Source organism: Methylovorus sp. MP688 (assembly GCF_000183115.1).
Lineage (GTDB): Bacteria > Pseudomonadota > Gammaproteobacteria > Burkholderiales > Methylophilaceae > Methylovorus > Methylovorus glucosotrophus.
The window spans coordinates 848,030-861,839 of record NC_014733.1; the positions used below are offsets into that span (position 1 = coordinate 848,030).

At 54.8% G+C, this 13,810-nt stretch carries 9 protein-coding genes, 1 tRNA gene and 2 pseudogenes; 9 read left to right on the forward strand and 3 right to left on the reverse strand.

Annotation, left to right across the window (positions count from 1 at the left end; all coding sequences use genetic code 11):
- Nucleotides 1-9: 9 nt before the first annotated feature.
- The 8 genes and pseudogenes from MPQ_RS14205 to cheZ all read left to right on the forward strand — a co-directional run bounded on the left by MPQ_RS14205 (nucleotide 10) and on the right by cheZ (nucleotide 10,883).
- A pseudogene (locus tag MPQ_RS14205) lies at nucleotides 10-2,876 on the forward strand (methyl-accepting chemotaxis protein).
- A gap of 370 nt (nucleotides 2,877-3,246) precedes the next feature.
- Nucleotides 3,247-3,492 carry a hypothetical protein gene (locus MPQ_RS04195; protein WP_013441650.1) on the forward strand — a complete coding sequence of 82 codons (246 nt, stop codon included), beginning with the start codon at nucleotides 3,247-3,249 and terminating at the stop codon, nucleotides 3,490-3,492.
- A gap of 418 nt (nucleotides 3,493-3,910) precedes the next feature.
- Nucleotides 3,911-6,651, forward strand: a pseudogene (locus MPQ_RS04200) (methyl-accepting chemotaxis protein).
- Between the two features lie 391 nt (nucleotides 6,652-7,042).
- On the forward strand, nucleotides 7,043-7,936 hold the full coding sequence (locus tag MPQ_RS04210) for a CheR family methyltransferase (protein WP_013441651.1): 894 nt from the start codon (nucleotides 7,043-7,045) through the stop codon (nucleotides 7,934-7,936).
- A gap of 2 nt (nucleotides 7,937-7,938) precedes the next feature.
- The gene (cheD, locus tag MPQ_RS04215) at nucleotides 7,939-8,544 is read left to right on the forward strand and encodes a chemoreceptor glutamine deamidase CheD (RefSeq protein ID WP_013441652.1); all 606 of its coding nucleotides are present in this window, start codon (nucleotides 7,939-7,941) and stop codon (nucleotides 8,542-8,544) included.
- A 49-nt stretch (nucleotides 8,545-8,593) separates the two neighbouring features.
- Nucleotides 8,594-9,670: a chemotaxis response regulator protein-glutamate methylesterase gene (locus MPQ_RS04220; RefSeq protein ID WP_013441653.1), complete on the forward strand. Its 1,077-nt coding sequence runs from the start codon at nucleotides 8,594-8,596 to the stop codon at nucleotides 9,668-9,670.
- A gap of 147 nt (nucleotides 9,671-9,817) precedes the next feature.
- Nucleotides 9,818-10,216 carry a chemotaxis response regulator CheY gene (gene cheY, locus MPQ_RS04225; RefSeq protein WP_013441654.1) on the forward strand — a complete coding sequence of 133 codons (399 nt, stop codon included), beginning with the start codon at nucleotides 9,818-9,820 and terminating at the stop codon, nucleotides 10,214-10,216.
- A gap of 1 nt (nucleotide 10,217) precedes the next feature.
- Nucleotides 10,218-10,883 (forward strand): protein phosphatase CheZ, encoded by a 666-nt coding sequence (cheZ, locus tag MPQ_RS04230; protein WP_013441655.1) that lies wholly within the window; start codon nucleotides 10,218-10,220, stop codon nucleotides 10,881-10,883.
- A gap of 113 nt (nucleotides 10,884-10,996) precedes the next feature.
- On the opposite strand, the gene MPQ_RS04235 is transcribed toward cheZ, so the two are convergent.
- Both MPQ_RS04235 and MPQ_RS04240 read right to left on the reverse strand, forming a co-directional pair.
- The gene (locus MPQ_RS04235; RefSeq protein WP_013441656.1) at nucleotides 10,997-11,191 is read right to left on the reverse strand and encodes a heavy-metal-associated domain-containing protein; all 195 of its coding nucleotides are present in this window, start codon (nucleotides 11,189-11,191) and stop codon (nucleotides 10,997-10,999) included.
- A gap of 214 nt (nucleotides 11,192-11,405) precedes the next feature.
- Nucleotides 11,406-11,481 (reverse strand) — tRNA-Lys (locus MPQ_RS04240).
- Between the two features lie 90 nt (nucleotides 11,482-11,571).
- Here MPQ_RS04240 and MPQ_RS04245 point away from each other — a divergent pair.
- Nucleotides 11,572-13,203, forward strand: coding sequence for an alpha-D-glucose phosphate-specific phosphoglucomutase (locus MPQ_RS04245; protein ID WP_013441657.1), 1,632 nt, complete (start codon nucleotides 11,572-11,574; stop codon nucleotides 13,201-13,203).
- A 93-nt stretch (nucleotides 13,204-13,296) separates the two neighbouring features.
- On the opposite strand, the gene MPQ_RS04250 is transcribed toward MPQ_RS04245, so the two are convergent.
- Nucleotides 13,297-13,800, reverse strand: coding sequence for a TIGR02281 family clan AA aspartic protease (locus tag MPQ_RS04250; RefSeq protein ID WP_013441658.1), 504 nt, complete (start codon nucleotides 13,798-13,800; stop codon nucleotides 13,297-13,299).
- Nucleotides 13,801-13,810: the final 10 nt, after the last annotated feature.

Here is a 13,810-nt window from a genome sequence, read left to right on the forward strand (position 1 = left end):
ATGCACATCATGAAAATGACTGTCGCAAATCGTATCAAGCTGTTGATTGCTGCTGCAGTAATCGGTCTGCTGATCGTGGTAGCCATCGGTCATGTTCAGACTGGGCGGGTATTCGACAAAGCCAACTATGGCAACGAAAACACCACGCCAAGTGTCGCAAGTCTGGGCCTGATACAAGAGTATTTCCAGCGCTATCGCATCGTGGTTCTGCGCCACATTCTGGATACCGAGCCTGCGGAAATGGTCAAGGATGACCAGCGACTGCTGGAACTCAAAGGCAAGCTCGACGATGAATTGAAAAACTATGGCGATAATTACATCAGCAATGATGAAGACCGCCAGATGTATGACAAAACCAAGGCAGACTGGGATAAATATCAGCAGCTATTGCAGAATGTGCTGAGCCTTTCACGTGCAGGTGAGCGCGATCAGGCCGCCGCACTGCTCAAAGCGCAGGCCGATAATATTGCCCGGGATCTTACCGCCCATATCGAAGAGCACTTCAAACTGAACATGACCTTTGGTACCGCTGCTGCGGAAGACGCCATGGCAACGCGTCATACGGCGACCATCATTAATGTGGTGGTTGCAGTAGTAGTGACCCTGGCCGTGATTGTGATTGGTATCTTCATGCTGCGCGCCATCATGCGCCAATTGGGCCAGGAGCCAGCAGAGCTGGCTGAAATGAGCCGGAAATTTGCTGCGGGCGATCTGACCCAGAAAATCACGGTGGCCGAAGATGATAAATCCAGCGTGGTGTACTCCATGCGCCGGCTGCAGAAGACCCTGCAGGGCCTGACCGATTCTCTCAATTTTGTCAGTGCCGCCCATGAAAAAGGCGATATTGACGAGACCTTGAAGGCCGATCTGTTTGAAGGCTTGTTCCGGGATGTTGCCAATGGCGTCAATGGCATGGTTGGTGGCCATGTGAACATGATGCGCAAGACCATGGCTACAGTTGAAGGCTTTGGTGCAGGCAATTTTGATGCGCCGCTGGAGAAATTCCCGGGCAAGAAAGCCTTCATCAACGACACCATTGAAAAAGTACGCAGCAACATCAAGAGCTTTATTGCCGACATGAACCACATGTCGCAAGAGCATGATGCCGGTGATATCGATGTCCGCATGGACGTGAGCAAATACCAGGGTGCCTATGCCGAGATGGCCAATGGCGTGAATACCATGGTGGGCGGTCATATTGATGTGAAGAAGAAATCCATGGCCGTGGTGCGCGCATTTGGCGAGGGCGACCTTACTGCCACGATTGAGCAGTTGCCTGGCAAGAAAGCTTTCATCAACGAGGCGATTGAGAAAACCCGTGGTCAGCTGAAGGCTGCTGGCGAGGCTGCCCGTTTTGCCGAACTGATCAAGACCAGCCTGGACAATGCCGCTGTCAGTGTCATGGTAGCCGACCCTGATGGCATCATCATCTACATGAACAAGTTTACCGAAGACCTGATGAAGCGCTCCGAAGCCAATCTGCGCACACAACTGCCCAACTTCTCCGCGAACAATATCATTGGTCAGAACTTCGACGTTTATCACAAGAATCCCAGCCATCAGCGCAATATGCTGGCCAGCCTGCACAGCCCTTATGCCACCGAAATTACGGTGGGCGAGCAGATATTCAAGCTCAATGCAGCGCCTATCTTCAGTAGTAGCGGAGAACGTATGGGCACCGCCGTGCAGTGGATAGATCGCACGACCGAGGCACATGCCGAACACGAAATCGGCGAGATCGTGAAAGCTGCTGCCGATGGTGACTTCAGCAAGCGTGCGCGCAGTGATGGGCGTGAAGGCTTCTTCAAGCTGGTGGCTGAAGGCCTCAACCAGACCCTGGATACCATCATCGCGCCGATCAGCACGGTAAAAGAAGCCGCAGACGCGATCAACACCGCTGCGAAAGAAATTGCCCAGGGCAACTCCGACCTGAGCCGCCGTACAGAAGACCAGGCATCGTCGCTGGAGAAGACCGCTGCCAGCATGGAGCAACTGGCCTCCACCGTGAAGCAGAACGCCGACAACGCCAAGCAAGCCAACCAGCTCGCTTCTGCGGCATCTGGTGTGGCTGTAAAGGGTGGCGAAGTAGTTGCCGATGTTGTCTCCACCATGAGCGCCATCAACGACAGCGCCCGCAAGATCGAAGACATCATCTCTGTGATTGACGGCATTGCCTTCCAGACCAACATCCTGGCGCTGAACGCTGCGGTAGAAGCCGCCCGTGCCGGTGAACAAGGCCGCGGCTTTGCCGTGGTCGCCGGCGAAGTACGCAACCTGGCGCAACGCTCCGCAGCGGCAGCGAAGGAAATCAAGGAACTGATCAACGACTCGGTCAGCAAGACCACCGAAGGCACCACCCTGGTGGAAAACGCCGGCAAGACCATGGAAGAAGTGGTGCAGTCTGTGAAACGCGTATCAGACATCATTGGCGAAATTGCCGCCGCCTCGCAAGAGCAGAGCGCCGGCATTGCCCAGGTGAACGATGCCGTGATCAAGATGGACGACGTGACGCAGCAGAACACCGCGCTGGTGGAAGAGGCTGCTGCGGCAGCGGGCAGAGCGCCGGCATTGCGCAGGTGAACGATGCCGTGATCAAGATGGACGACGTGACGCAGCAGAACACCGCGCTGGTGGAAGAGGCTGCTGCGGCGGCAGAATCCCTGGTTGAGCAGGCCACTGCGCTGACCGATGCCGTGGCCGACTTCAAGCTGCGTGAAGGCGATGTCCGCGCACCTGCCGCCGCCAAGATGCTGTCCCGGCCAGAAGTACGAAGCAACCCGGCTCCGCGTCCAGCCCCTGCCAGAGCTGCAGCTGCGCCAGTGCTGAAGGTCGCGTCCAAGGCCAGCGTGAATGAGGATGAGTGGGAAGAGTTTTAATGCAAACATCCTGATTTTGCATCTCAGTGAAGTAAAAAAAGCCCCGGATTTCCGGGGCTTTTTTTGCATAGGAGTGCAGCCTATGCAATCTGTAATCAAGTGTAAATACTGTAAAAAATCATGAATATATGCATTTTGTGGCTGTTTTTTGAATTAAAGCCCTAAAGTTTTTCAATGCATTGATTTAATTGGGTATTTTTGTCTTGTTCCATATATTCCCGGCAATATCGGGAAACTTTATTGTTAATGATGTGTAATTTTCCTAAAGAAATCCAAGAGTTAGGTCGTAGCAGGTTCAGATGGTGATGATCGAGAAGTGAGCGCCTCACCAGTCTGCAGTACCTATATATCCCTACATGGAGAATGACAAATGACAAAGATGATCGTAGCAATCGTTTCCCTGGTAGCTGCAATGGCAGCATTCAATGTGCAAGCTGAAGAAGTGTGCAAGGTAAGCGTAATGGGCCGTATCTGCACCAATGACAACAGTGCTGAAACCGCCGCCCACATGAAGGGCAACGCGGTTGCCGAAGCCGAAGCCAAGAAGCTTGCCGCTGCTACCTCCAAGGATGGCAAGACCGTTCTGGTAGATGCCAAGGACGTGCAGTCCAAGTAATCCAGCACCCCGGGTAGCCCGTGCCCGAGAGCCAAGTCTCATCTCCGCGACCACCGCTCTCGCACTGATAGCGCCCAAAGATGTACTAACCGCTTCTTATTGAAGCGGTTTTTTTTTGCCAGTACCTGGAGCATATTGCCCAGACAGGACAGTGGCCACATGGCCTGCATGGCATAAATAAGCTGTAAATACGCGCTTGTTCATGCGATGACCGGATACTGCAAGCCGCTATAGTCTGGCAATGGGGTAAAACCCTGCACAGGACAGGCGCGATGCACTGAAAAAAATGCGTTAAAGATTCAAGTTCTGCGGAATTTACACGTAAGAGATGTAGAAGCTTGTAGCTCGGTTTGTCGAGCGCTGCACCGGATCAATGCCAAGGCATGAAACAACATAAAAATGAAGTCGGAGAAAAGAAATGACTGTCGCTAAGCGTATGTATCTTTTGATGGCGGTTGCCATTCTGGGGCTGGTGTCCTTGGCCGGGTTGGCCTATCACCAGATTAATCGGGTCTATGACATCACCAACTTTTCCAATGTGGATTCCATGCCCAGCATTGCCAGGCTCGATGAAGCGCTCAGCGAGTTTGAAGAGCTGAATACCCTGGTATGGCAGCACATGACCAACCAGGACAATGCCAAGAAGGCCGAGATTGAGACCAAGGTTGCTGCCGCCCACGTACGTCTGACCGATACCCTGAAAAAATACGAAGACAATCATATCTCCGATGATGAGGACAAGCGTTTGCTGCAGGTGGATCGCCTGTTGCTCGCGGACTACGACAACCTGGCGGGCAATGTGTTGACGCTTTCTCTTGCCAACAAACATGATGAAGCGCGTGATGCCTTGCTGGCAGGCGAGACCACCATCCTCAAGTTGCAAAAGGCGATTGCTGACCACCGCCAGCACAACGTTGAGTTGGGTGTCCAGAGCGCTGAAAAAGCGGCTGCCATCAAAGCCAGTGCAACCGAGTTCATGATGATTATCGCCATCGTGGCTCTGGCCCTGGTCACCGTGATCGGCTTCATGATCATCCGCACCCTCATGCGTCAGCTCGGTGGCGAGCCCGCCCTGGCTGCGCAAGTGGCCAAGCGTATTGCGGCTGGCGATTTGCATGTGGCGATCAAGCTCGCCAATGATGATAAAACCAGCCTGATGTATTCCATGAAGCAGATGACCGACACCATCATCACCCTGCTTAAGGATCTGGAAAGCCTGGCCGATCAGCATGAAGCCGGCAATATGCGCGCCACTATCGTCAGCAGCCGCTTCAATGGCGAATTCAACACCCTGGCTGACAAGATCAACCACATGGTGGGCAATTATGCGGACGTGCTGAATAAATCCATGTCCTGCATTACCGCGTTCTCCCAGGGCGATTTCACCAAGACCCTGCAAACCCTGCCAGGTGACCTGGCCTTTATCAACAAGGGCGTGGAAGGTCTGCGCCAGAACATCCAGACCCTGATCTCCGATATGCATTACATGTCCACTCAGCACCGTGAGGGCGAGGACGATGTCGTCATGGATATCAGCAAATACAGTGGCTCGTATGCCGAAGTTGCCGCCGGTGTGAACAGCATGGTCGGCGACCATATTGAAGAGAAAAACAAGATTGTGAGCTTCGTGACCGCCATTGGTAACGGTGACTTCACCATCAAGGTAGATCCATTCCCAGGCAAGAAGGCTTCCATCAACAAGAGCCTGGAAAAAGTCCGTGGCAACCTGCAAGGCCTGATTGACTCGATCAAGTGGGTCAGTAACGAGCATGAGCAGGGCAATATCGACATGACGCTGCATGCCCACCTGTTCAAAGGTGACTTCAGCAAGGTGGCCGAGAACGTCAATATCATGGTGGGTGGCCATATCCAGCTGATGGAAAAAGCCATGGCCTGTGTCAAAGCCTTTGGTGAAGGTAACTTCAATGCCGAACTGGAGCAGTTCCCTGGCAAGAAGGCGTATATCAACGAAACTGTTGAGCAAGTGCGCAAAAACCTCAAGGCACTGAATGAAGACGTACAGATGCTGGTGCGTGCCGCCAATGAAGGCCGCGTATCGGTACGTGCCGATGCCAGCCGCCATCCTGGTGACTTCCGCAAGATTGTCGATGGCGTGAACGAAACGCTGGAAATGATCGTAGGCCCGATCAGCACGGTAAAAGAAGCCGCGGATGCGATCAACACCGCTGCGAAAGAAATTGTGACTTCCGCAAGATTGTCGATGGCGTGAACGAAACGCTGGAAATGATCGTAGGCCCGATCAGCACGGTAAAAGAAGCCGCGGATGCGATCAACACCGCTGCGAAAGAAATTGCCCAGGGCAACTCTGACCTGAGCCGCCGTACGGAAGACCAGGCATCGTCACTGGAAAAAACCGCTGCCAGCATGGAGCAGTTAGCCTCCACCGTGAAACAGAACGCCGACAACGCCAAGCAAGCCAACCAGCTCGCTTCTGCGGCATCCGGTGTCGCTGTAAAGGGTGGCGAAGTAGTCGCCGATGTGGTGTCTACCATGAGCGCCATCAACGACAGCGCCCGCAAGATTGAAGACATCATCTCGGTAATTGACGGCATTGCCTTCCAGACCAACATCCTGGCGCTGAATGCTGCGGTAGAAGCCGCCCGTGCTGGTGAACAAGGCCGTGGATTTGCCGTGGTGGCAGGCGAAGTACGCAACCTGGCGCAACGCTCTGCGGCAGCGGCCAAAGAGATCAAGGAACTGATCAACGACTCGGTCAGCAAGACCACCGAAGGCACCACCCTGGTGGAAAACGCCGGCAAGACCATGGAAGAAGTGGTGCAGTCTGTGAAACGCGTATCGGACATCATTGGCGAAATTGCCGCGGCCTCGCAAGAGCAGAGCGCTGGTATTGCGCAGGTGAACGACGCCGTGATCAAGATGGACGACGTGACGCAGCAGAACACCGCGCTGGTGGAAGAAGCTGCTGCGGCAGCGGAATCGCTGATGGAACAAGCCAACGGCCTGTTGAATTCGGTGAGTGTATTCGTGCTGGATGGTCAGGCTGCGCCTGCCGTCGCCGCGCCTACCCGTCGGCCCGCCATTGCCTCCGCACCGTCTGGTCGCCCCGTGCCTGCACCGCAACCCAAGCTGCAAGCACCGGCCAAAACCGGTACAGATGACGAGTGGGAAGAGTTTTAACGCTGTAAACGCAATACGCTGACAGGCTGGGGCAGGGCGCTTGTGTCCTGGCCTGCCTGTCAGGCACTGTCAGTGCAATAAACGAGAGGTAATGCCAACCAGGACATTACCCGGTACCAGGTGGAGAAAGCCATGCATTATCCTGTTCTTGAAGCGGCAAGGTCGCCATACGATGGCAGCGTTGCTGGTCTATGCTACGTGCGATTTTTCACCTGTCCTGTTCACGATGAGCCATTGGGGCCCAGGGGCGCAATTTGCGGCAGTGTCTGATTTCCTGCCGTGCATATTCATGCGATGCTGTTTGCGAAGTTGCCGGCGGGTTGGAGGTCGATCAGACCATGCTGACCTGGTGGCAAGCGCTTGATGGGTTGAAAAGAAAACAAGGTTAATTATGGTAACGAAATCCAGCCATGGTGGTGAGCGCGAGTTCGAGTTTACGCAACAGGACTTCGAAAAGGTACGCAAGCTGATTTATGCCCGTGCCGGCATCTCATTATCCGAAGCCAAAGTCGACATGGTGTATAGCCGTATCGGCCGCCGATTGCGTGCTCTCGGCATGAATTCGTTCAAGTATTATCTGGATGCACTGGAAAGCAATGCCAACCCGGATGAGTGGGAAGCCTTTACCAACGCGCTGACCACCAATCTGACCTCGTTCTTTCGCGAGGAGCACCATTTCCCCGTGCTGGCCGAGCATCTGGCCCATCTCAAAAAACCGATCACCATCTGGTGCTCTGCCAGCTCGACTGGCGAAGAACCCTATTCGATAGCCATGACCGCTTGCGAAGCGTTTGGCACCCTGCATCCGCCCGTCTCCATTATTGCTTCGGATATTGATACCAATGTGCTGGCAACAGCCGCGCGTGGTGTGTATCCGGAAGATCGCATCAGCAAGATGTCCCCCGAGCGCTGCAAGGCGTTCTTTCTGCGCGGCAAGGGCGCACAGGAGGGGCTGGTGCGCGTGCGCAATGAGCTGCGTGATCTGATTACCTTCCAGCAAGTGAATCTGCTGGCCGACGAATGGCCGTTGAAAGAGCCGTTTGATGCGATTTTCTGTCGCAATGTCATGATTTACTTCGACAAGCCGACCCAGGCCAAGATCATCAGCAAGTTTGTGCCATTGATGAAGCCGCATGCCTTGCTGTTTGCCGGCCATTCTGAAAACTTCCTGTACGTGTCGCACGACATCAAGCTGCGCGGGAAAACCGTCTACGAGTTGAATCCTGCCACTGCAGGTGCGGCGACGGAGTCTGCCATGAGCCGACTGGCAAGGGAGACTGTCTAACCATGCTGGTGAATGAAGAAATCTCGACCTCGCTTTACTACGATCGCACCTTTGATTGCGATGCCGCCAAGATATCGCCCGGCGAGTATTACTACACCGACAAGGACATGGTGATTGTCACCGTGCTGGGCTCCTGTGTATCAGCCTGTATACGCGATACCGTCTCCGGCATAGGTGGCATGAACCACTTCATGCTGCCCGATGGCGGCAATGCCGATAAAGACAATCCGGCCTCTGAATCCATGCGCTATGGTGCCTATGCCATGGAAGTGCTGATCAACCAGCTGTTGCGCAATGGTGCGCGCCGCGAAAACCTCGAAGCCAAGATTTTTGGCGGCGGCAATGTACTGCGCAGTTTTACTTCCATGAACGTGGGGGAACGCAATGCGCTGTTTGTGCGCCAGTTCCTCAAGGATGAAAACATCAAGGTCACCGGCGAAGACCTCAATGATATCTATCCGCGCAAGGTCTACTTTTTCCCGAAAACGGGTAAAGTACTGGTCAAGAAGCTCAAGCAGCTGAACAATTACACGCTTATCAAGCGCGAAGAAACATACGCAAGCCGCCTCAAGACGGACAGTGTGGGTGGTGAGGTTGAGCTGTTTTAACGATTAATCAACACATAACAAAAAAAATTTAGGGAAGAGATTAAGCAGAATGAAGATCAAAGTATTGGTGATAGATGACTCCGCCTTGATACGCAGCCTGTTGACGGAGATCATTAACAGTCAGCCCGACATGGAAGTGGTCGCCACCGCGCCGGACCCGTTGATCGCGCGTGATTTGATCAAGCAAACCAATCCCGACGTGCTGACGCTGGATGTGGAAATGCCGAAGATGGACGGGCTGGATTTTCTGGAACGCCTGATGCGCCTCCGCCCCATGCCGGTAGTCATGGTCTCCACCCTGACCGAGCGTGGCTCGGAAATCACCATGCGCGCGCTGGAGCTTGGCGCCATTGATTTTGTTACCAAGCCCAAGCTCGCCATCAGTGACGGCATCCGTGAATACGCTGACCTCATTGCAGACAAGATCCGCGCTGCCAAGCAAGCCCGTATCTCAACCCTGGCGCCACGCAGCACCGCGCCAACTCCAGGCGCACCGCAACAGAATGCCTCGCTTCGCAACCCGCTGATCAGTAGTGAAAAGCTGATCATCATTGGCGCCTCGACCGGTGGTACCGAGGCGATCAAGTCTTTCCTGATGGAAATGCCGCCTGATTGTCCCGGTATCCTGATTACCCAGCACATGCCGGCTGGTTTTACCCGTTCATTCGCCAATCGCCTGGATTCCTTGTGCCAGATTTCCGTGGCCGAAGCGCAGGGTGGCGAGCGTATCCTGCCGGGGCATGCCTTTATCGCACCGGGCGACAAACACTTGCTGCTGGCACGTAGCGGGGCCAACTATGTAACCGAATTGAGCGATGCCGCGCCGGTGAGCCGTCACAAGCCATCGGTAGACGTGCTGTTTGACTCGGCAGCCGCCCAGGCTGGCAAGAATGCCATCGGCGTGATACTTACTGGCATGGGCAAAGATGGCGCCCTCGGCATGCGCGCCATGAAAGAGGCGGGTGCCTACAATTTTGCGCAGAACGAAGAGAGCTGCGTGGTCTACGGCATGCCGCGCGAAGCGGTGGCGCATGGCGGTGTGGATGAAGAATTGCATCTGCGTGACATGCCTTCCCGCGTGCTGGCGTACCTGATGGCCAACAGCTCGCAGTCGCTGCGTGTGTAATTTTGCTAAGATGCTGATTAAAGCTTGCCCGGTTTTGGACGATAAACAAGGTAAGACCTTAATCAATGCTCGGTAACATGATTCAATTCGCTAACATCACGGATCAGCCTGATTGGATCATGGCAGCACATAACTATGGAGTTTTAGATGGCTAATCCAAATACCAAATTTCTCGTGGTTGATGACTTTTCAACCATGCGCCGAATTGTGCGCAACCTGCTCAAGGAGCTGGGCTATACCAATGTCGATGAAGCCGAAGATGGCGTCATGGCCCTCAGCAAGCTGCGTGGCGGCAATTTTGAGTTTGTCGTGTCCGACTGGAACATGCCAAATATGGATGGCCTGACCATGCTGAAGGAAATCCGCGCCGACCCCACCTTGTCATCGCTGCCCGTGCTGATGGTGACCGCAGAAGCCAAGAAGGAAAACATCATCGCCGCTGCCCAGGCTGGTGCCAATGGTTACGTGGTGAAGCCCTTCACCGCTGCCACGCTGGATGAGAAGCTCGCGAAAATCTTTGAAAAACTGGAAAAGTCAGGGGCATAACATGAGCGAGCCTCTTACTTCTGAAGACAACAGCTCGTCGGCAGCGCCAGTGAATACCAACGACGAAATCCTCAACCGTATCGGCCATGTCACACGCGCTCTGCATGATAATCTCTCCGGCCTGGGCTTTGACAAAATACTGGAAAAAGCTGCCTCAGAAATCCCCGATGCGCGCGAACGCCTGAATTATGTGGCCAAGATGACCGAGCAAGCGGCCGAGCGCGTGCTGAATGCCACCGATGTTGCTACACCGCTGCAAAATGCCTTGTCCACCCAGGCGGCAGATTTGCAGAAGCGTTGGGATGCCTTGCTGGCCACCCCGGCCCTCAAGAGCCAATACGATGCGATTGCGACCGATACCATGGCTTTCTTGGATCAGACGGTGAAGAATACCTCTGAGACCAAGGATCTCTTGATGGAAATCATGATGGCGCAGGATTTTCAGGATCTTACCGGTCAGGTGATCAAGAAGATCACCACGCTGGCGCAGGATCTGGAACAGCAGCTGGTACAAGTGCTGATCGACTTCTCGCCTGGCCATATCAATACGCCCAAGAAAGAAGCCGATACCGGCCTGCTGAATGGGCCACAGATCGACCCGAATGCGGTGGATGTGGTGGCGAGTCAGGCACAGGTGGATGATCTGCTTGATAGCCTGGGGTTCTGAAGCGCGCCGTATGAATGAAAAAGCCGACGAAAACGTCGGCTTTTTTTATGGGGCAGAATGGAATTGACTCGCTGATCGCATGTATCAGGATCAGCCAGCAGGTGTTTGGGTGCTTATCCCACTACCGTGTAGCCTGCTTCTTCAATAATGCTGGCCAGCTCTTGCTTGCTGAGCGTGCTTTCAGTGCTCAGCTTGCCGCTGGCAAGATCCACTTCCACTTTGGCTGCAGCATCCTCGTTCTGAATCGCCCGGGTAACGGCATTAACGCAGCCGCCGCATACCATGCCTTCTACCTTGAATGTCTCCATGCGCTATGCTCCTGACCTGATTTTCTGAAAAACCGATTATACTGATGATGCTGTTGTCATATGAGACTGGCGTTGCCGATAAAGGTTTTGCTTTCGCTGAACGTCATGCCGGAATCCGGTGTGACGGCTGATGATAGCCGGGCAGAGTTGCCCGTGAATGTGAAGCAAACCAGGCAAATAAAAAAGGCCTGTGCAGAGCACAAGCCTTTGTTTTTGGTGGGAGATCGGGGGATCGAACCCCGGACAAACGGATTAAGAGTCCGCTGCTCTACCAGCTGAGCTAATCTCCCTTTGCGACTTCAAAATCGCGAAGAAGGCGAATTATCAATATAAACGTGACCTCTGTCAACCTTAAGTCACCAAAATCAGGAAGAGTATTCATGACAGTACAAGTTGTTGCCAGCCAACCCTATCAGGACCAGAAGCCAGGGACTTCCGGCCTGCGTAAACGCGTGCCTGCATTTCAGCAGGTGCACTACCTGCAGAATTTTGTGCAGAGCATTTTCGATACTATACAGGCAGCGCCCGGTGCGACGCTGGTGCTGGGCGGCGATGGCCGTTACTACAATCGTCAGGCGATTCAGATTATCCTCAAAATGGCGGCGGCCAATGGCTTTGGCCGCGTGCTGGTCGGGCAGGGCGGTATCTTGTCCACGCCCGCCGCCTCATGCGTGATACGCAAATACAAGACCTTTGGCGGCATTATCCTGTCTGCCAGCCATAACCCTGGTGGGCCAGATGGCGATTTTGGTATCAAATACAACATGGAAAATGGCGGCCCGGCGACGGAAACCGTGACCGAAGCCATTTACGCCCGCAGCAAGGTCATCAACGAATACCGCATTGTGGATGCCGCCGATGTGGCGCTGGATGTGATCGGCGAAAGCCAGCTGGGCAATATGGTGGTGCAGGTGATTGATGCGGTGGCGGATTATGCCGAGCTGATGGAGTCCCTGTTTGATTTTCCTGCCATTCGCAGCCTGCTCGCGAGCGGCTTCCGGCTCAAGTTTGATGCCATGCATGCGGTAACAGGCCCTTATGCACGCGAGATTCTGGTCAAGCGTCTGGGCGCCAGCGAAGATAGCGTGATGAATGCCGTGCCGCTGGAGGACTTTGGCCAAGGCCACCCCGACCCCAATCTGACCTATGCGCACGAACTGGTCGAGATCATGTATGGCGACAATGCGCCTGAATTCGGTGCTGCTTCGGATGGTGATGGAGATCGCAACATGATACTGGGCGATCATTTCTTTGTGACGCCCTCAGACAGTCTGGCCTTGATGGCCGCCAATGCGCGTTTGATTCCGGCCTATGCGGCTGGCATTGCCGGGGTGGCGCGCTCCATGCCTACCAGCGCGGCGGTGGATCGCGTGGCTGAGGAGCTGGGAATTCCCTGCTACGAGACACCCACGGGCTGGAAGTTTTTTGGCAACCTGATGGATGCTGGCAAGGTGACGCTGTGCGGCGAAGAAAGCTTCGGCACCGGCTCTGACCACGTGCGTGAAAAAGATGGTTTGTGGGCCGTGCTGTTCTGGCTCAATATTCTGGCCATCAAGCGCCAGCCGGTGGCGACCCTGGTCAAGCGGCATTGGCGCCAGTTTGGCCGCAATGTGTATTCGCGCCACGACTATGAAAACCTGCCAACCGAAGCGGCACAAGGCGTCATGACGCTGCTGCGCGACAGCTTTGCAAGCCTGCCTGGCAAGAGCTTTGGTCGCTATACCATCGCCAGCTGCGACGACTTCAGCTATACCGATCCGATTGATGGCAGCCTGAGCACCAAGCAAGGCGTGCGTATCCTGTTTGAAGATGGTTCGCGCATCGTGTTCCGGCTTTCCGGCACCGGCACTGAAGGCGCAACCCTGCGCATCTACCTGGAAGCCTACGAACCTGATAGCACCAAGCATGACCTGGATGCACAGGATGCGCTTGGGGACATGATCAAGATTGCCCTGACCATTTCGGAGCTCGCCACCCGCACCGGCCGCGATACGCCTACCGTGATTACCTGATGCAAACGCGGATGTGCCCTGTGCCTGTATGGGCATAACTCACATCCGCGAACCTTGAATGGGTGAAATGGGGACTGGCAGGAATGCCAGTGCTCAGAAATCGCCGCCTTTAGCAGCAGGAACCGGTTCATCGCCTTGTTTGATGGTCATGCTGCCACGAAACAGCCGCACATCCATGCGCCCCAGAAATGACATGCCTAGCAGGGCTTCGCCTTGCAGGCCTGGCGTGATCATGGCGGCGACATCCTGGGCTTCCACATCACCGATCTTGACGCTGCGAAGGCGCGTGATATAGGCCACGGCGTCACCATTGGCCGTGCTGGTGCGCGCTGCCACATGGCTACTCAGGCCCAGGCGCTCGGCAGTCTGGCTTGAGATCGCCACTCCTGTCGCGCCTGTGTCCACCAGCACCTCCACTTTTTCGCCATTGATCAGCGCGGTGGCCCGGTAATGCCCATCCATGCCGCGCTGCAGTGTTACTTCGCCGCCCTGGCTGCTTGGGTTGCGGTTGGGGTTCATGCGGGCATCCACCACATAGTAGATGCCGCCAGCTGCCAGCAACCATGCCAGCACCGCCAGCCATGCCGTTTTACTCAATGGATCACCT